This is a genomic window from Vibrio sp. GJ43-1, from assembly GCF_055808835.1.
In genome coordinates, this window is record NZ_CM147884.1 from 2392318 (window position 1) to 2411749 (window position 19432).

The 19432-nt window shown below is 46.2% G+C and carries 14 protein-coding genes and 2 pseudogenes; 4 read left to right on the forward strand and 12 right to left on the reverse strand.

Translation table 11 applies throughout. The features are described 5' to 3' along the window. The first annotated feature begins 378 nt into the window (after window positions 1-378). Complete coding sequence (locus tag AC0L66_RS11470; RefSeq protein WP_473567383.1) at window positions 379-1284, forward strand: SMP-30/gluconolactonase/LRE family protein; 906 nt, start codon at window positions 379-381, stop codon at window positions 1282-1284. 107 nt (window positions 1285-1391) lie between these two features. Beyond that, entirely contained in the window at window positions 1392-2183 is a 792-nt protein-coding gene (locus AC0L66_RS11475) for an IclR family transcriptional regulator (protein WP_265675587.1), read from the forward strand. Between the two features lie 136 nt (window positions 2184-2319). Here the strand turns inward: AC0L66_RS11475 and AC0L66_RS11480 are convergent, their stop codons facing one another. The 12 genes and pseudogenes from AC0L66_RS11480 to AC0L66_RS11535 form a co-directional block, all read right to left on the reverse strand. After that, on the reverse strand, window positions 2320-3156 hold the full coding sequence (locus AC0L66_RS11480) for an IclR family transcriptional regulator (protein ID WP_265675588.1): 837 nt from the start codon (window positions 3154-3156) through the stop codon (window positions 2320-2322). Between the two features lie 184 nt (window positions 3157-3340). Next, on the reverse strand, window positions 3341-8407 hold the full coding sequence (locus AC0L66_RS11485; RefSeq protein ID WP_473567386.1) for an NPCBM/NEW2 domain-containing protein: 5067 nt from the start codon (window positions 8405-8407) through the stop codon (window positions 3341-3343). Between the two features lie 186 nt (window positions 8408-8593). After that, window positions 8594-10117 (reverse strand): CoA-acylating methylmalonate-semialdehyde dehydrogenase, encoded by a 1524-nt coding sequence (locus AC0L66_RS11490; protein WP_473567388.1) that lies wholly within the window; start codon window positions 10115-10117, stop codon window positions 8594-8596. A gap of 118 nt (window positions 10118-10235) precedes the next feature. After that, window positions 10236-11394: pseudogene (locus tag AC0L66_RS11495) on the reverse strand (iron-containing alcohol dehydrogenase). Between the two features lie 127 nt (window positions 11395-11521). Continuing rightward, window positions 11522-12871 (reverse strand): FGGY-family carbohydrate kinase, encoded by a 1350-nt coding sequence (locus AC0L66_RS11500; protein WP_473567390.1) that lies wholly within the window; start codon window positions 12869-12871, stop codon window positions 11522-11524. Beyond that, window positions 12810-13013 carry an FGGY family carbohydrate kinase gene (locus AC0L66_RS11505; protein ID WP_473567392.1) on the reverse strand — a complete coding sequence of 68 codons (204 nt, stop codon included), beginning with the start codon at window positions 13011-13013 and terminating at the stop codon, window positions 12810-12812. The genes AC0L66_RS11500 and AC0L66_RS11505 overlap by 62 nt, the downstream gene beginning before the upstream one ends. A 21-nt stretch (window positions 13014-13034) precedes the next feature. Continuing rightward, window positions 13035-13880 (reverse strand): class I fructose-bisphosphate aldolase, encoded by an 846-nt coding sequence (locus AC0L66_RS11510; RefSeq protein WP_265675593.1) that lies wholly within the window; start codon window positions 13878-13880, stop codon window positions 13035-13037. 23 nt (window positions 13881-13903) lie between these two features. Beyond that, window positions 13904-15634, reverse strand: coding sequence for a glycerol-3-phosphate dehydrogenase/oxidase (locus AC0L66_RS11515; protein WP_473567394.1), 1731 nt, complete (start codon window positions 15632-15634; stop codon window positions 13904-13906). A 137-nt stretch (window positions 15635-15771) separates the two neighbouring features. Continuing rightward, window positions 15772-16038, reverse strand: coding sequence for an aldo/keto reductase (locus AC0L66_RS11520; RefSeq protein ID WP_473567396.1), 267 nt, complete (start codon window positions 16036-16038; stop codon window positions 15772-15774). Beyond that, window positions 15942-16580, reverse strand: a complete 639-nt coding sequence (locus tag AC0L66_RS11525) for an aldo/keto reductase (RefSeq protein WP_473567398.1) — start codon at window positions 16578-16580, stop codon at window positions 15942-15944. The genes AC0L66_RS11520 and AC0L66_RS11525 overlap by 97 nt, the downstream gene beginning before the upstream one ends. Before the next feature lie 2 nt (window positions 16581-16582). Beyond that, on the reverse strand, window positions 16583-16762 hold the full coding sequence (locus tag AC0L66_RS11530) for an aldo/keto reductase (protein ID WP_473567400.1): 180 nt from the start codon (window positions 16760-16762) through the stop codon (window positions 16583-16585). 9 nt (window positions 16763-16771) lie between these two features. Further along, window positions 16772-17732: pseudogene (locus AC0L66_RS11535) on the reverse strand (sugar-binding transcriptional regulator). A gap of 537 nt (window positions 17733-18269) precedes the next feature. Between AC0L66_RS11535 and AC0L66_RS11540 the strand changes: the two are divergent. Together AC0L66_RS11540 and AC0L66_RS11545 are read left to right on the forward strand one after the other, a co-directional pair. Continuing rightward, a complete protein-coding gene (locus AC0L66_RS11540) occupies window positions 18270-19034 on the forward strand; it encodes a sugar ABC transporter substrate-binding protein (protein ID WP_473567402.1) in 765 nt (254 codons plus the stop codon). Next, window positions 19015-19296, forward strand: a complete 282-nt coding sequence (locus tag AC0L66_RS11545) for a hypothetical protein (RefSeq protein ID WP_473567404.1) — start codon at window positions 19015-19017, stop codon at window positions 19294-19296. Before AC0L66_RS11540 ends, AC0L66_RS11545 begins: the two co-directional genes overlap by 20 nt. Window positions 19297-19432 lie beyond the last annotated feature (136 nt).

The window sequence follows — 19432 nt, forward strand, 5'->3', positions numbered from 1 at the left end:
ATAATAACGACAACCCCCTCTTTTGCTTGTTAGTAGATTGTAAAAAAACAGTTATATCGTATCACTTTGAAATTAATCCTTATAAAACAAAATAATACATATCGTCAGGGCGATTTCACTCCCCCAAAAATTCATTTAGGATTACAACTTTGTGAGAGATCGCTTACCCGCCATATAGACAACTCATATCGCTATGGTCATTCGCGTTATTTCGTTGTTATCACGCATTCACTTGGCGCATTACTTGTCATCCCATATTTTCGCTCTGCGCGGCTTCGCACATTCTCCAATCAAGCTTGCCATAAATATAAAATTAGCTATATTGATACAATAAGTATCAGTATAGTGAGATTGATAATGCAACCGCTAAAAGGAATTATGACAACCATTGGTGAATCCCCTATATGGAAATCCGACACCAAGAGCGTCGTTTGGATAGAAGCTGCAGGTCGGGTAATCTACGAATACGTGCTCCACACCAGCGCAGTCACGACATTTAATGTTCCATTCGATATTACTGCTATTGCCCGTTGCGATGACAATGGATGGGTCTGCGCAAGTAAGCAGGGGCTGTTTTACTGCTCAATGAACTTTGAAAAATTGACGCCTATTGCCAATCCCTGTTTTTCGACCGCTCACCTCCACCTTAACGATGCCGTAACCTCACCAACTGGCACTTTATGGTTTGGATCTATGAATCATACCCAGCTTGACGCACCTGATGGGAAGCTCTATCAATTAACTGATAGCGTGACGAAAGAAATGGACACGGGATTTAGTGTGGCTAACGGTATTGCATTCAACCCCATACTAAAACGCGCTTACTGTTCCAACATGTTTCAGCGGAAAGTATATGAATACCAATTAGATGAAAGCATGAGTCGAATTCTCGGCAAAGCTGTTTTTATCGAGTTTAACGAAAACCAAGGGTATCCAGACGGACTGAGCGTCGATCGTCAAGGTAACCTATATATCTGTCATTGGGATGGTGGCATGGTCTCTTATTATACCGCGGACTCTCAACAGATTGGCGTTGCCACACGGATTGGCGAAATCAACCTTCCAGTAAAACACGCGACTCGTTGTACGTTTGGAGGTGACAACTTCGACACTTTATTCATCACCACCGCGAGTTTTGAACTCACCGATCAAGACAGAAGCCAATATCCTTTATCAGGACAATTGTTAATGATGGACTCTCCAACCACAGGACGAGAAGAATATTTGATTAATTCGATCGCATTACCTCATTTGAACCACACGATCGAACCGCTAACCAGTTGAAAGTCAGTGAAGACTCTGGGACTATAAAGCGCTTCTGCCCACATGGCACACAGTGACACATTATTGTCAGATGTTATTTTAGGGCTCGCCATTAAAAGGAAATAAAGGTGTCAGAAAAAGTAAATTCAGTTGATCGTCTTATCAACGTTATTGAGCGTATTGGTGAAGCAAAGAGCCCTATTGCAGCCTCTGATATCATCTTTGAGTCTGGTATTCCAAAGCCCACTTGCCATCGTTTACTTCAACAGCTTGAAGAAGCCAACTACGTTCAACTGGATGAACGTGGTCATTTCTATCCCGGTTCCCAAATGCTGTCGATTGCGTTGGACGTAAGATTGACCAATCAGCACAAGTTACAACGCCAAGCAATACTGCATGGTCTATCACGTAAACTTGAAGAAACCTGTGGTCTGGCGCTTGCCAACGACGACCCGAGCCCACATATGGTGTATTACGATCGCATCCAAACCAACTGGCCACTGCAAATCGTTATCCCTGTTGGTTTTCCAACCCCGCTATGGGCATCAGCAAGTGGTAAGTTATTTTTGAGTACGCTGACACCGCCGCAGCTTCGCCGTGTTTTAAGTAAGTTAGAGCTCTCTCAATGCGCGAAAAACACCATCGTCGATAACCAGAGCCTTAAAAAAGAGCTCAATACCATTCAACGACGTGGTTACAGTGTCGATGATGAAGAATTTATTGATGGCATGGTGGCCATTGCACTGCCGCTTTATGATCAATTCGGCCACTTTATGGCCGCATTATTCTGTCATTGTCCGAAAAGCCGTAAGAGCGTCACTGAGCTTGAAAACTACTTACCTATTTTACGTATCGCGCAACAAAGTTTAGAAGCCGTTTATCAAGATATGAAGTTGTCGGCGGATCGCAAAGATGACTAAATTGCAGGATTGAAAAGCGCAGCTGTAGTTGATTCAGTACCTACTAGGCAGTAAGCAGTAAGCAGTAAGCAGTAAGCAGTAAGCAGTAAGCAGTAAGCAGTATAAAGCAAGAGTAATACCATGCACATCAAAGATGCTACGCTTGACCTCGCTTTAGTTCCTCTAAAGTAAAATCCAATATCTCTTTCGCCGCAGACTGCAATTCTGGTCGATACGTTTTTAACTTCTCTAACGAAGTACGAAAGCTCGGGGCGTGGCAAAACAAGTAACCAAAGCTGAGTTCATCAGAACCAATAGGTACCGATATAGCAACCATGCCATCGACAAATTCTTCGTTGTCTTCACCAAATCCCTGTTCAGAAATACGTGCTAGCTCTTCAAGAAAAAGACCTTCGTGAGTGATGGTTTTCGGCGTGTATTCCGTTAGTCCCATATGCTGTACAACGTTTTCGCGAATTGTACTATCAAGCGATGAAAGATACAGTTTGCCAGAGGCTGAAGCCGCAATCGGTGCTAAGCTGCCTTCTGCCAAGTTAATTTGCAACGGCCAGTTGCAATTCACGCGTTCGAAATAAACCATCTCGATGCCATTCGGCACTGAGATTCCACACGTTTCACCGATACGGTCAGATAAATCTTGCAGCACCGATGTGCGCTGCTCAGAAAAACGCTGATTCTTTAAAATATCATGCGATAACGATTGGAGGTTGGGGCCTGCGATCACTCGACCGATGATGTTTTCTTGCAGGTGGCCTAATGAAATAAGCTGATTGATTAGTTTATTGGCAGAGGCAATCGGCATAGAAAGCTGCTCTGCTATTGATTCTCTATTGAGCTGACCACGACTTTTGGCAACAACCGCTACCACTTGCAGCACTCGCTCTAAAGTCGACCCTTTGGTTGCATTTACTGAGTGCGCTTTTTCTGAGCTGGATTTTGACGAATGAGAGGTTGCCGAGTTAGAGGTTGCCATAAAACTGAATTCTTCCTTGAACGGTATTCAATATGCTCTAGATAGCCTATTGCTTTTGTTCAGTAAGTGCAACTTAACACTTGCTCTAATCCGCTCTTGATCTAATCAATACTCGCTCTAATCAACAACCGTCGTATGTAGATAAAATAAAAACGAGGGCTTACCTAAGCAAGCCCTCGTGAGTTTAGTTTTGAAGAAGTGCAGCGTTCCCCCAGCTCGCATGGTCGTGCCCGTTACCATCACCGGCATCGTTTACTTTGAGAGTCAGAGACGTCGCATCGGCTGGGATATCAACTGACACGACCTCGACACCATCCGTTCCCGTGAGGGTTGCGCTTTGATAATACAACACACCATCCAATTCCACTTGGAACACGACCGAGCCTTTATTACCCACTTCATCATCAATGCCAATATTGGCTGAGAAACGACGGTACTGACCCGCAGGCAGGGGATAACTAATGATAGCATTGGCATGAACACCAAGCCCTTTAGCAAAGCTTTGCCCACCAATCGAGATTGTCGTTCCGTCCTGCGTGGCTTGCTCTCCATTACTCATATCTTTTTCAAACGTCCCCCAACCGTTAGTCGACGAGTCCTCTTGTAGGTCACTCAAATAAATCAACGTTGACGGCGTTGGGTTGCTACCCGGGTCTTCGGTCATAAATAAGTGACCAGTGCCATTATCCGATGGATGAATCCAATTGGTTCCACCATCGGGATCATACGCAAAGGCAAACCCATTATGAGGTCCATTCCCTCCACTTCCGTTACTCAATCTGAGTTCGAACTGATGCCATCCAGGAGCAAGGTTCAGGTTAGCAGTGGATACTCTGTCACTCCATAAATCGCTACTTAATACCAATTGGCCATCTATCCAAAGGCGCGTCTTGTCATCGTTGTTCTCACTAAACGAAATTTGCCCATCAGCATCGTAGATATAACCGAGATACACCTCTGTAGTATTGCCTGCAATGGCATCTTCGGTTTCACTCAAGTTGGTTGTAATGGCGGATTTAGGATTGGGATCCGTATCATTGATATTGCCAGAAAGCGTGCCATAAAACAGACCAGGAACTGCGGAGCTAGTACCATCACTAGGGGTACGCAGCTTTGCATCTCCCCAAGAACCATGATCACTGCCAACGCCATCACCCGCATCGCTTACCACCAGCTTTAACTCTTGCGCGCTACTACTTATATTCACTGCCACATACTCAGCGACATCGCTACCACGTAGAATACTACTTTGGTAGGCCATGACGCCGTCAAGCCACACTTCAAAGACCACCGAACCTGAACTGCCCGTTTCATCATCCACGCCAATAAAAGCCGTGAACTGGTCGTAATTGCCTCCGGTCAGACTATAGGTAATTTCAGAATGGGCATGAACACCAAGGCCTTTTTTAAATTCACTCCCCCCAATAGAGATTACTTGCCCATCTCCTGCGGCATTTTCCCCTACGCTGGTATCTTTCTCGATCGGCCCCCAACCATTCGTTGCCGCTGATTCATTTAAGTCACTTAAGTAGGTATAAGCTGTCGCTTGTGGCGGCTCTGGGACGACAATGTCTGGCCCTTCATATTCAATCTGCTCAAGATATGCGACAAGTGCTGCTCTTTCGGTACTATTGGACACCGTATGCTGTGTCCCGATTTGCAATACATCATCGAGTGTCGCAGCCTGTCCGTTATGGAAGTACGGCGCACTACTCCAAACCCCAATAAGACTTGGAGTATCAAAGCCAACTCCAGCTAACGGAGCATTGATACCTTGCCCTGATGACGCTTCAATGGTGCCAACATCATGTCGCTGCATGTCGGTAAAATACACGCCAGAGTGACAGCTATCGCAACTTTTCGAACTAAACAATGCTTCGCCAGTCAATGCATCAGCCGTCAATAAACCCGAAGGCTCTCGATGCGGACTTTTCGGAAATTGGTTTAAGCTGCTCACATAGAACGCCAAGTTATCTAAGTCTTCACTTTTGCCCGATTTAGATACGCCTAGAGGGTTTTCTGCCAGAGTAAACAAGGCATCCACCATAAAGCCGCGTCCACCAAACGCATAACGGATATCGTTTTCAAAATCTTGAATCTCATCGAAATTGGCAGTCCAATGCACTCGACCGTTACCAGTCCCTGTTTTACCTAGAAGTGAGACAGTATTTCTTAGCCCCTCACCTCGATCTGTGAAATCCCATACTCGATGATCACTATCGCCATCAGCGTGACAACTTGCGCAAGAAATATAGCCATCTTGCGTCATTCTGGCATCGGCGGCGTTATAGAATATTTGTTTCCCTCGCAATACTCTTGGATGTAACGCTTCATTAGCCACAACCGAAACCTGAGCGAGTGTTGAAATATCACCTCGGTCAGAAAGAAAGGTGGTGACATCGTGGACAGACACCGTTCTTGACATAAAGTTATGGACAAATAGTGTTGAGCCAGATAGCAATAATCCACGTGGTGCAAGCCCGGTATCGAAAATCTCCCCCGCTCGATTTAGATTAAAGGTATTACGAATTTCAATACTATTTTGACCTTCAACAGCAATAAAAACCAAGTCGCCAATATCACTAAATACGGCGGCTTTGGGTTGCGCTCGGTCATCGATATCAAGCGCATTCGCCATCACTGTATTGGTATTAAGATCGAGTCTATTCACGACCGCCCTTACCGTCGTCTCAAAGGTTAACGCTTTCGCGTCATCCCCCTCAAGATACGCACCGCGATCGACGTTAGCTTTGTTGGATGGTAACCAAGCACTGTAGCCATCAGGAGAAATCGCTACCGAACCTAGGTAATTCGCAATGCCTCGGCTTCTGTCTGGTCCATCAACCGTGGTGGTATCTTTGCTAATGAGGTAACTCTGGTCAACGGTCATTGTTGAGGCATCAACAGCAACCACTTCAGCGTTAGATTGCGGAGAAATAAAGCGGGTCACTAAAACCCGAGAAGAAGCACTGTCTATCGCTAATCCACGAGCGCTATGCCCCACGTCAGCCGTCGCCACGATACTTTTCGAACTTGGGTCAATTTTAACCAGTTGGCCACTTGCTTGAAGAGAAACAAAAGCGTTGCTTCCATCTGGGGAGAAGGCAATACCATAGGGTTGTGAGCCGCGTGGCAGAGTAATATTTTCAACAAATAGTCCGGCGTTAGTCACGATAGAAATCGTAGCGTCTACTTGATTCACCACCCAGAGATTGCCATTAGGTGCTACCGCCAAGGTTCTTGGCTGATCACCGACTGCGGTTTCCCACAACTTAGCATAAGGCGCCACATTACTGATCGCACTTATCGTGTCATTATCTTCATTGACCACCACCACTTGGCCTGCCGACTCAACAATAGTAGAGGAGGCAGTGGGTGAGGTAGCGGTTGGCTCTCGGTACACCGTAATCGGCACCGATTGGCTACTTTCAAATACCCCATCAACCGTGGTTTCTTTAATCGTCACAACTGCCGACCAATGATTCGGCTGACCATACACATAATCAGCATTCCCACTCGCAGAGAACGGCGTCGAATTCCCTCCATCACCAAAGTTCCACGAATACTCTACAGTGCCGCCTAGCAAAGGGACGGTTGAGGCAGAAACACTCACGCTACGGCCTAACGTCACTTTATCGTTCGCCGACACCGAAACGTCATGCCCGACTTGAGAGCCTGTAGCAAATCGATACTCAGTGCGCGCCATTGGATTGCCAGCAAAGTCTTCGATTCCTTCAAGCACAACTTCATAAATGCTATCCGCCTCTAGGCTTTGCGATGGAGTGAAGTGAACAAAACCTAAGTTGGTGCTGTATTGGCCTTGAAGGGGTGTCACACTGCCAATTTTTGTTACGGTAAATGAACTACTATTGACTGATTCCATTAGCACACTGTCTGACAGTGCAACACCAATCCGGGTTGATAGTGGTTGCAAGGTCGAATCAATCGCTGGATTGGCCGCAGAAATATAAGGCGGCACCTGGTCGGCGGTACTTTGATGAGCAATCAGCCCACTTCCCGACCCATGGTCATTCCCCACCCAGACTAGGTTACCAAATGGAAACACTTGCCCATGATCGGTGTTACTGCTCGTCGCATTAAGAGAACTTCGCCCTAGCTCGCGAATGTTATTGATATCACTCACATCTAACACCGCGATGTCGTCTTGATTACCCAGAAACAATTTATTGTCTTGCACGTTGCAGTAAAGGTTTTCAAAGCCAGTAAGCTTTTCGTTAACCAAACTCATTGGGTTGGTGGTCGTATCATAAACGCGCAATGCATCATTGGTACTTCGAGCACCAAAATAGGCGTATTTGCCATCCCAACAGGACGCATAGTATTTTTCAGGAAGTCGATTCACCGTCTTCACTAACGTGGGATTGACTGGATCATCGATATTCAGCATAGAGAAACCTGCCGTCCCTTCCATGCTTGAGATAAACATACGGTTACCCAACGCAAACAATGGTCCAATATTAAAGCCACCCAGTTCAGAGTTTGCGACCGTTTTCACTAATGTGGGATTGCTCATGTCGCTGGTGTTAACGATACTGAGCCCAGCATTACCACGAGCGATATAAAGGTAAGGTGCTTGCCAGAAAAGTTGCCACGACACATTGTTATAATCACCAAAGTTCACCCCTGATATCGCGAGCTTTGATAAGCGAATTGGGTTTGCAACATCAGACCAATCCCAGATTTCAATACCCTTACCCGTCTGAATAGCAATCGTATTGTTTTCACCTAAACCAAACGAATGTGGCTCTCTAAACTCAGCCGTTCTTAATCCATCTCCAGTGCGGTTCAAATTAGCTAAATCTGGCTCATACACCGTTTTCACTAACTGCATGGATTTTGGGTTAGAGACATCCAGCGCAATCCACCCACCGGGGCCACCGCCACTGTCGGGGGCAAATACACCAACCATATAACCATTAAGCATGGTCATAACGTTGACACCGTAATGTTTTCGTCCAGGGTAATCAGGTGGCAAAAAGTTGGTGGTATCATCGACAAGCGGACTCGATACATGAGTAAATGCTTCAGATGAACCATAACTTAGATTACCTAAGCCGGGTCCTTGTGCAGCATACGCTGCGGCAATAAACGAGGTACTGAATAACCCCGCTAAAACACTGCTTACAACAGGGCGACGCCACGTCTCTTTAGACTTATCCAGACTAATGGCTGGTTTTAAGCTAAGGGACTTTATTAAGCTAAGGGACTTGATCAAGCTAATGGCTTTCATCGCCTTCTCCTTGTTTTTATGGTCACTAAACAAAGCTCACTTTTCTACGAAAAGTGAGCACTTAAAAACATGAAGAGGACAGGATCGCCAACCGATTCAATCCAAACTCAATTAGCCAATCTAGTGACCGCTAACTCAATTTAAGCAAACCTACCGCACCCCTCATCACGTCAATGCGTTATCTCGCTATTTCATAGTCGGCATGACGAATTCGGCTTGTGATTGGGTCGCCTCTTTTGAGCCAACTTTGACATCAGACTCAGGCCAGCGAGTGGTGATGGTTTTCATTCGAGTAAAGAATCGAACGCCATCTGGGCCATGCATATGAAGTGGTCCAAATAATGAACGTTTCCAGCCGCCAAAGCTATGGAAGGCCATAGGCACAGGAATTGGGACATTAACCCCCACCATACCGATTTGAACATTGGTGCTAAAATCACGCGCGGTATCACCGTCGGCAGTGAAAATGGCCGTCCCATTGCCATACTCGTGGTCATTGATGATCTTCAACGCCTCTTGATAACTGTCGACTCGAACAATGCACAATACCGGACCAAATATCTCTTCTTGGTACACCGTCATGTCCGTGGTGACATTGTCGAATAACGTCCCACCAACGAAAAAACCGTCACTGGATTTCGCCAGCTCCAAGTCTCGACCATCCACCAATACACTCGCGCCTTGCTCGACCCCTTTTTGGATGTAACCACAGACTTTTTGTTTATGTTCTTTGGTGATAAGCGGCCCCATGTCGTTTTCAACCGACTGGCCGTAACCAGGTCCAACCTTGAGCGTGGCGAGTTTATCCTGCAGATGGCGACCTAAGGCATCCCCTGTTTCTTTGCCTACGGCAACGGCAACCGAAATCGCCATGCAACGCTCCCCCGCGGCGCCATACGCTGCCCCCATTAATGCATTGACTGCGCCATCAATATCCGCGTCAGGCATCACCACCATATGGTTTTTTGCACCACCTAAGGCTTGCACTCGCTTGCCATATTTTGCGCCTTCCGAATAGATATATTCAGCAATTGGGGTTGAGCCAACAAAGCTCACGGCTTGTACTCGCGCATCTTGAAGTAGTGTATCTACGGCTTCTTTATCGCCTTGCACCACATTAAACACCCCGTCAGGTAAACCCGCTTGTTTAAGTAATTCAGCAAGAAACAATGGCGCAGAAGGGTTTTTCTCTGACGGTTTAAGAATAAAGGTATTGCTTATCGCAATGGCGATAGGAAACATCCACATCGGTACCATCACTGGAAAATTGAAAGGAGAAATACCAGCCACCACACCCAATGGCATCATTTGAGAGTGCGAGTCCACACCAGTGCCGACATTTAAGCTGTGCTCCCCTTTTTGTAGATGGGGAATGCCGCATGCAAACTCAACGACTTCTAAACCGCGGGTAATTTCTCCTAACGCATCACTAAACACTTTACCGTGTTCACGGCTGATGATATTGGCCAGTTCCTCACGATTTTCCTCAAGTAACGCTTTGAATTTAAACATCACTCGAGATCGGTTAAGTGGCGTTGTTGTCGACCAAGAATGCAGAGCCGCCTCTGCGTCTGAGATAGCTTGCGTGACCTCATTACGGGAACTGAGCACAACGTGGTCTTGTACTTGCCCTGTGGCGGGGTCAAACACTGGCTGCTGCCTTTCTGACTGACTTTCAACACGTTGGTTGTTTATGAAATTGCTGATCATTTTGTCTTCCTTGTCTGTATTTTTAGGCTTAACTTGAAATGGGCTCATTTGGGATTGGACTATTGGACATAGACACAATTACCTGGACATAGAAACTATTACCTGGACATAGAAACAGTTACCACGCCGCTTTGTATAGCTCGATAACGGCCTCTTTATCTGGAATTCTTGGGTTGTTATTGGGCGAACCGGACGCCAATGCTTGTTCGGACATGATGTCGAGATTTGACCAAAACTCCTGTTTATCGATACCAAAGTCACGCATCGAAGGGACAGACAGGTCTTGGTTGATTTGTTTCAGTTCTTTCAATAATGCCTTCACCGCATCATCTTCATTGGTTGAGGCATCAACCACTCCCATCGCGCGAGCACACTCGGCGTATCGAGTTTTCGCAGCAGGGATGGAATATTCGGTCACCGTTGGCAATAACATGGCGTTACTCATGCCATGAGGCACATGAAAATGCGCGCCAATCGGACGACTCATACCATGCACCAGCGCAACAGAGGCATTAGAGAAGGCAATACCCGCTAATGTCGCACCGAGCATCATCTGCTCTTTTGCGTTTTTGTTATCTGGGTTATTTACCGCTTCACGTAAGTTTGGCGCGATGAGCTTCATCGCCAACAACGCTTGCTGGTCGGTAAACAAACCCGATTTTCCGCTGACATAGGCTTCAATGGCATGCGTCAGTGCATCAATTCCCGTATCTGCCGTGATGCGTTCTGGGGCTGTCATGGTTAGAGTGAAATCGATAATAGCAGCGGAAGGAATTAGGCCAGGTCCCATACACAGCAATTTTTCATCATTAGACTCATCGGTAATAATGGTCACTTTGGTTACTTCAGAGTTTGGCTCCAGCCGTAGTTGGAATAGCAATAAGCGGCATGATGGGAGACGTAACGATATTAGGTACGCAGTAATCACGAATTCGCCCTTGGTATTGGGCCAACAAAGCAATGGCTTTGGCGCTGTCGATAACACTCCCTCCACCCAACGCAATCACCCCATCATAACGACCATCGATGACCTTACTGACTGCTGGCAATATCGACGCTTCCGTCGGCTCAGGAATCGTATCGGTAAACACATCAGCCTCCACGCCAGCTTGATTGACTATCGACTTAAGTTGCTCGACTTGCCCAAGCGTTTTCATCACGGGATCGGACACAATCATGACTCGCTGGCAACCAAGCTGAAGCGCAATCTCTCCTGTTCGCTTCGTGGCGCCCTCACCCACTTCCAAAAACTTCGGTAAAACAATAGATTGACTCATAACTCACCTCATAATTTATATCGATACAATATGTATCATTATTTGAAAATCCATATTCTGGGCGTAATGACCCCACCACCGTAATATCGTGGTTGAACTAGAATTAGCGTTATTTATTCGCTCGTGATTAGCTTAACAAGGTCAGCGCGTCTCTTAGCAAGCCATATTTTCGGTATCGCGCCGCAAAAAATTCGCCACGCTTGTGGTTTGGCTCAAATCGTCGTTGAGTCACTTGATCTGCTTGAGCGCGCTTATCACTTTTATCGGTATTCGCTACGCTCGCAAGCGCTAACATCGCGACCCCTTTTGCGCCCACTTCATCGCAGCCACCAGGGATGACGGTAACGCCTAGCACATCGGCAAATAGCTGACACCAATACTGACTTCTCGATGCCCCGCCACTTATTGCAATACGATCTACTTGATACCCGGTCTCTCGTAAGCGCTCAATATGTTCAAGATGAGCAAAAACGATCCCCTCATAAAAGGCGTAAACGATGTGTATCTCTTGATGCCAGCCTTTAAGTCCAAACAAATTGGCGGATTGGTTATCTTGATGGGTTGACCCATATAGATAGGGATGAAAGATTGGCAGAGAATGGGTCAGTTCAACGTCTTCGAGCTGACGATTAAACTGTTCGAAAATAGTAGTGCCCGACTCCGCTTCACGGGCTCTTTTATCAGAGAAGAAACGCTCAACCAGCCATTCTAGATTTGAGGCCGAACAGGTACTGGACTCAATCGCCAAATAACGGTCTTTAGAAAACTTGCACGCCATGAAGATATTCGCAGGAGGCAACGAAGCCGTCACAACCTGATTAATATTCCACGTTCCCGCCACCACAGACGTCGCACCAATTTGACTGGCCTCGCAACCGTAAGCACAAGCGACCACATCAAACAATCCGGCAATGACAGGCGTACCCGCTTTGAGTGCCGTGACACTGGCTGCGCTATCTGTGACCTGACCTATCACCTGGTGGCTTTCATAGATTGCTGGCAGTTTGCTGCGAATATCCATAAGGTCATAGTAATCGAGCAATTCATCTGAAATTTCATCACGCTCGAAATCAAACAAGCCCGACGCGGTAATGTCCCCCCATTCGGTTGCACACTCACCCGTAAGGTTATAGTTAACGAAGTCTTTGCAAAATAACACCTGACCAATTTGCTGATATACGCTGGGTTGATGCTGCTTTAACCAAAGTAACAGTGTCGCCGTTTGCGATGACCATACACCTTGACGGTTTCTGGTTTTAATTGCGTGGAAAGACGTCGATTGTTGCAGCGCTTGTACCAATTTTTCTGCGCGATTATCCAACGATTTGATCGCAAGCAATGGTGAGTATTCATGATCGAGTAGATACAATCCATTGCCATGCCCACTCGTGCCTATTGCAGCAATCTGTTCGTTATCAATGCCGTGCTTTCTCAATGAGATTGGCGATAACGTTGGCACAGATCTGCCAACATTCATTCATGTCTGCTTCGGTATAATCGGGGCTGGGGATATGAGTCGGATAATTGCTCGCGACCGTCGCTATTTCATGACCATTTTCATCAAATAGCGCCGCCTTTATCGCGGTGTTACCACAATCTATTCCTATTGCGTATGACATCTTATCCCCCTCCTAAACTGACTATTTATCACCAATATAGATATTCATTGCATCTGTCGTGGATGCGTCGTTGTGAATCATTGCCATCAACGCATCAACCACGCGGCTTGGGTTCGGGTGTTGATAAATATTACGTCCATACACCATACCCAGAGCGCCTTGGTCGAGCAGTGCTCGTGCTTTACTAAACACAGACTCTATATCTTCACGACCTCCCCCGCGAACGAGTACCGGACAACGCGCCGCTTCCACCACTTTATGGAAATCATCCGCCTGCGCAGTAGGATCCGCTTTGATAATATCGGCACCTAACTCGCGAGCCATACGCACGAGCGTTACAATTTTTTCGCAATCGCCATCCACCATATAAGCCTGACCTTGCCTATTGGGTTGCATCACCAAAGGCTCAACCATAAGCGGCATCCCATACTTCTCACATTCCGCTTTAACTCGGCTAATGTTCGCCACACATTGTTTAAATAAGTCTGGCTCATCAGGCAGCATAAAGAGATTCACGACCACGCACGCGGCATCCATTTGAAGCGCCTGAATCAAAGGCTGCTCTGAATTTTGTAACAGCGCCCACATATGGCGATGGCGCTCGGCATTGTATGGATTACCTAAATCAATGCGCATCACTAACGCAGGCTTGTCTTTACCGTCTACGTTTTGCAACAGATCGGCTTGGCCAGCATTCATCTGAATCGCATCAGGTCTTGCCTCAACGAGCTGGTTAACCACAGATGACATATCTTCAAGTCCATCTAAAAACGATGGCTCATTGCAGACACCGTGATCAATAGCAACGTCTAGGCAACGTCCTTGTTTAAACAGGCGATTCATCCTGACTTTACTGGTTAAATACATACTCTTCTCCATCTAGTAATTGTTCATTTTCCGTAACGGTAGGTGGCAATTGCATTTTCTGGGGGCGCGACAACATCTAACGTCACACCATGGAACTGCAATAGCACTTGTTTACTTCGAGTTCGATCTAAATCGCGCTCACTTTGCTGCCAAGAAAAATAGTCAGCAACAAAGTCTGATACTTCATCAAAGCTGTGTTGGGATAGCTGGCCTTCGATAGCAATAGAGGTGCGACGTAGCAATACATCTAACGTGGTCGAGACAGACTCATGTGCCAAGATGTAACTCATCTCGCCTTTTGTATACGATGGCAACGAAATAAAAGCGGCATCATTGAAGCCTTCAAGCCAAGCCAGTAATGTCGCACTGTGAGTGCCATAACGCTGAAACCAAGTCTTAATTTGTTGACGAGAATACTGAGGGTGTTTTGCGACCAACTCATCAATGTAGTCTTGCTGAGCCGCCTTGGTGACAGGGTAACCAATACCACCACCAATGGCTTTTTGCTTGGTGCTGCATTGTCTTTGCTTTGCTAACGATGTGAGTAAGTCGTCTGCGACTTCTTCACCGAAAGCGCGAAACGTTGTCCACTTCCCGCCAATCAGCGAAAGAATGTGGACGCCGTCCACCTTGTCTTTTTTAACCGAGTGGCTACGGGGAATTTGCCCTGTCGTGGATGTGTTAACTGACGGCAACGGTCTTACGCCACAAAACTGATAGACGATTTGCTCTTTGCTAATCGTTAGCTTAGGTAGAACCCCTCTTAGGGAATCTAAGATGTAATCTATTTCTTCATCCGTACAGCGCACTGACTCTGGGTCACTGACGGGGATATCTGTCGATCCCACTAAGACCTTGTCAAAATACGGGAATAAAATGCAAACACGACCTTCGCTGTTTTCATAAAACAGCATATTGTCATCGAGCTCTGCCAGCAGTTCAGGGTTATCAACAATAATATGAGAACCTTTCGTCCCTTGCATATATTGGCTTGGTGCCGCCAATAACCCGTTGGTGAAATCTACCCAAGCCCCAGTGGCATTAACGATGTGCCCTGTAGTGATGGTAACGGACTCCGCCAACTTCTCGCTTTCAACGGATAACTCACCGTTTTCAAACTGTGCAACCTTGCAGTAGTTCAACGCGATTCCACCAGCCTCTACCCCCTCCTGTATCAGCTCTATGGCTAACCGTTCAGGTGAACGAATCCATGCATCAAAGTACGTAGCACTGCTTTTCGCCCTAGCAGCCATCATTGGCCAGCGCTGATCCGTTGATCTCGCAGAGTGCATTTTGTGATTGGGCATCAATTGGTCACGTTTGGTGAACCAGTCATACAAACTCAGCCCTAATTTAATCACCACGGAGCCACGCTGAGACGGCTTGTCTTTTAAACCAAGAAACTTGAATAACCCATCAAACAACCCTGACCATGTCGAATAGATAGGAATGGTGGTTTGCAAAGGAGCAACAAAGTGTGGCGCATTGTCGAGCAGTCGATTTCGTTCATATAACGCTTCTTTGACCAAACCAAACTCACCATTTTCTAAATAGCGTAATCCCCCGTGAATCATCCGCGACGGTGCCGCACTGGCCTTGGAGCAAAAGTCATCCTTTTCTACCAATAAAACTTTTACGCCCTGCAGCGCAAGCTCACGAAATACACTGATACCATTAATTCCACCGCCAATCACGACGACTTCAAACTCATCGTTATCGGTTAATTGCCTAAAGGCTTCTGCGCTACTCTTCATTGTTGCTCCCTGCCAACGGTTTTTGCGTCCATGCTTCCTTGTCCCTATACCTTGAACCTTGCTCTGTGACATCCACTCAATAAAGCCCGCGTTTTAACATCAGCACCATATAGAACCAGCGCTATAACATAGCCTTACTACGCCAATTCCAATTCACCAAAAAACTCATGAGATTTGGCATCAATGAATTTTATTTCCTCTTGGGATAACACCACGCTGCCTGCTGCCGCATTTTCAATCGCTTGTGCAGCATTACGCGCGCCACACAACGCATAAGTAATGCCCGGTTGCTGCAATGTTGCTGCAATCACGAGCTGTGCGACACTGACATTTTTTTGGCGGGCGATCGGCTCGATAGACTGACAAAATTTTTGTACCCAACGACGATTTTCGACGGTAAACATAGGGTCAGTAATACGTTGGTCATCACTATGGCAAATAGACGCTCTGGTGTGACCTTTCCGCTCAGTAAGCCCATGGCGAGAGAAGAATAACTCAGGCAAGAGACGTTGCTCTGAATAGTGCTCGGCAATAGCGTTTTTTCCAACTGACGCTCAATCAAGTTGTATTTTTCCTGAACCGCATCCACCACACCACTGTGTTGATATTGCTCTAGATCGATTTGATTGGCGTTACTGATGCCAATCGCGCGGATTTTGCTTAGCTTTTTTAGCGCGAGTAATGCCTCCATGGTTTCTTCAACTGGCGTGGTTGGATCCTGCCAATGCGTAATGTACAAATCGAGATAGTCGGTTTGAAGACGTTTTAGGCTCTGTTCAACTTCATGTTGAATGGCATCCGCGCCGAGGTAGCGATGGACAGGCTTGCCATTTTCATCAAAGAAATGATTCCCCTTATTGGTGTGCCATACCAGCCCACACTTCGTCGCTAGGACCACTTGGTCTCGTCGCCCTTTAATGGCTTTACCCACCAATTCTTCAGACACCCCTAACCCATAAGTTTAGCTGCCGTATCAATCAGGGAAACCCCATTATCTAATGAAGCGTGAATGGCATCGATAGAGGCTTTTTCATCCGTCCCTCCCCACATCCAACCGCCCATTGCCCACGTTCCTAAACCGATGACGGAGGCTTCAATTCCTGACTGACCAATTTCTCTTGTTTGCATGTTCATTCCCTATTCTGCTTGTTCTAAAACACTGGCGACCGTGTCTTCATCTGAGACCAGTCCATTAATCAGCCCGCCTCTTAAAGCCGCCAACACAGCCGACACTTTAGATCGCGTAGCCGCCACACCAAAACTGTGCTCAATATTGCTAAGCTCTTGTAAATTAAGACCAATCAATTTTTGATTAATATGCTCTGCGCATTTATCTCCGTGCACATCATAAAGATGCGCTAACACTTCACCTTTACATTGCGCACTGATCATTAGCTCTGTTTCATGGCCACTGAGCGATCGTAAATCATAATAACTGTCACTTTCACTGGCCACCGACCCTATACCGACTAAAGCAATATCAGCGCTACGTGCTAAATCGAGTACTTCCTTTACGCTACGCATCTCCATTAAGATGGTTCGCTGCTCGTCGGTATCAACAAACAGTGGAGCGTGTAACTGAGTACTGGTTCCTCCCAGCTTTTCTGCAAGTTTGCTCGCAAGATAATTCACATCGGTGAAGTGATGACCCTGAATCCCCCTGCTGCTTGCGTACAACGCGAACTTTTGGGAAACTCATCGGTTTTATTTGATCGACAATCTGCGCCATGGTTTTGCCTGCACTAATGCAAATAACGCTATCTGGTTTAATGGTTTCGATCAGTAATTCCCCCGCCGCCTGTGCCACTTGGCGTGTCACGACTTCATCATCTTGGCTAAGACTCGGTTGAATCACCGCCGTCTTAATACGGAAATGTTCAATTAAACGCTGCTCAAGGGTGTGCGTTCGTTCCTGAGGAAGTTTTAAGGTAATTTCAACCAAGCCGTCATCATGGGCCTGTTTTATGACTCGATTCACTTTTGCCGTGGACAACCCAAGCTGCTTTGCAATATCTGATTGACTGCGATTTTCCATATAACGCAGTGTCAGAACCTTTGCAGTTTGTCTTAATATGTCGTCACGTTCGTTCATCGTCATATCCCTATCTTTATTGACTTCATCATTAACTCTATCGCGTCTTTAATAACGTCATCTCATCTTGAGTAACACCTCACACCCTAACTTTGACGGCTCTTTATCTAGAGATTCTTAGTATCTGGAGAACCTTAATATCTAGAGAACCCTAATATCTAGAGAATCTTAGTTAACGGAATGTGAAATTTATTTCATCTGAGTAAAAAGTAATCATAGAAAACAACTTTTACAAGTTAAAATGATACCAAACGTATCGTTTTGATGATTTAAGTGCGGAAGATCACAAATAACAACCAAAATGATACGTATTGTATCGATATGGGATTGACCGTATTACATTTTGTTCACTACCTTTTAACACGTGAAATATATTTCAACAGTCTGAAAGATAATTCACATCATCAAGAACAACGTGTTGTGCTGCTTACTGCTGATAAAAGACAAAACATAGCTTGCTAAAGCCAAAGGTGTTTTTCCAAAGCAAAGCAGCAGTTGCTCCTAAGACGACGAGTGAATACCCAATAAAAAATGGAGAAAATTATGAAGTCAGTGACTTTGAAAAAGATATTTAATAAGGGACTTATTACTACGAGTATTATTGTCGCTTCAAGCCTAGCTGCCACAACACAAGCGAATGAACGAATCGCATTTTTCGTTTCCGACTTGTCGAATGTTTTTCACCAATCTCAAGCGACGGAAGCCAAACGTTATGCAAAAGAGAAGTATGGTGCAGAAGTGGTCATCTTCGATGGTAAAGCCGATTCTGCCGTGATGACGCAAAACGTCGACCAAGTCGCAGCGGGTGCGTTTGATGGCGCCTCTTTACATATTTGGGATGGCGAAGCCGCAACGCCAGGCGTGGAAGAAGCTCTAGAAGAGAACATCGCAATGACCTCTTTCTTTAGCCCAATTACCGCGACAGGCATTCCAACGGCACGTAGTGATGAAGCAACGGTGTCGTTTGATATGGGCGCGCAAATGGCAAAAGCGTGGAAACAAGCTAACCCGGATAAGCCTATTGTCATGGTTCAACTCGGTTGGCCTAACCACACAGAAGTCAGCTCAGGTCGAACAAATCCATTTGCCGAAGGTGTGTTATCGGTGGATCCTACCGCGAAAAACTTAGGGGCTCTAGATGCCAGTGGCGGTCAAGAAGCGGCCAAACAAATCGTAGTTGACCTTCTAACTCAACAACCAGAAGTTAACCTCATTTACTCCGAAGCGTCTAACTTAACAGTAGGCACAATGGCTGGCTTATCACAACTCGGTCGCGGTAAGTTTAAAGATGGTAAGTTCGGTTACTGAGATTGTGGCGAGTGTGGATTTTGACTCGGTTGAGTTTGGTCAAATCTACGATCCAGAATCGAGCCTAAAAGTGTCTATGGGGCTACCACCCATTGAAACCGCTCGCGGTCGTATCGACTTGGTGATGGACGTCATCAATAAGAAAGTTAAACCCACTCAAGCTGAAGCGCAGGAGTTCTTCTACAAGGCGTATACCATCTCATATTGGTCAATGCCAAAACCTGATGCAGAACAATGGCTTGACGCTCAATTTAGCAACTAAACTTCACCCAAGGTCGGTCGTAGAACGGTCGGCCTTGGTTCTTTTCATATATTCAAAATCTCAGTGTTAAGGAAAGACCGACTTCATCTGCCTTGTCTTTAAGCAAGCAGTAAGAACGGGAAGCAACTGAAGGAGA

Bases quoted from the DNA above. Each gene is read 5' to 3' on its own strand.
- AC0L66_RS11470 (WP_473567383.1), top strand. From the start codon at position 379: ATGACAACCATTGGTGAATCCCCTATATGGAAATCCGACACCAAGAGC.
- AC0L66_RS11480 (WP_265675588.1), bottom strand. From the start codon at position 3,156: ATGGCAACCTCTAACTCGGCAACCTCTCATTCGTCAAAATCCAGCTCA.
- AC0L66_RS11485 (WP_473567386.1), bottom strand. From the start codon at position 8,407: ATGAAAGCCATTAGCTTGATCAAGTCCCTTAGCTTAATAAAGTCCCTT.
- AC0L66_RS11490 (WP_473567388.1), bottom strand. From the start codon at position 10,117: ATGATCAGCAATTTCATAAACAACCAACGTGTTGAAAGTCAGTCAGAA.
- AC0L66_RS11500 (WP_473567390.1), bottom strand. From the start codon at position 12,871: ATGAATGTTGGCAGATCTGTGCCAACGTTATCGCCAATCTCATTGAGA.
- AC0L66_RS11505 (WP_473567392.1), bottom strand. From the start codon at position 13,013: ATGTCATACGCAATAGGAATAGATTGTGGTAACACCGCGATAAAGGCG.
- AC0L66_RS11510 (WP_265675593.1), bottom strand. From the start codon at position 13,880: ATGTATTTAACCAGTAAAGTCAGGATGAATCGCCTGTTTAAACAAGGA.
- AC0L66_RS11515 (WP_473567394.1), bottom strand. From the start codon at position 15,634: ATGAAGAGTAGCGCAGAAGCCTTTAGGCAATTAACCGATAACGATGAG.
- AC0L66_RS11520 (WP_473567396.1), bottom strand. From the start codon at position 16,038: ATGTTTACCGTCGAAAATCGTCGTTGGGTACAAAAATTTTGTCAGTCT.
- AC0L66_RS11530 (WP_473567400.1), bottom strand. From the start codon at position 16,762: ATGCAAACAAGAGAAATTGGTCAGTCAGGAATTGAAGCCTCCGTCATC.
- AC0L66_RS11540 (WP_473567402.1), top strand. From the start codon at position 18,270: ATGAAGTCAGTGACTTTGAAAAAGATATTTAATAAGGGACTTATTACT.
- AC0L66_RS11545 (WP_473567404.1), top strand. From the start codon at position 19,015: ATGGTAAGTTCGGTTACTGAGATTGTGGCGAGTGTGGATTTTGACTCG.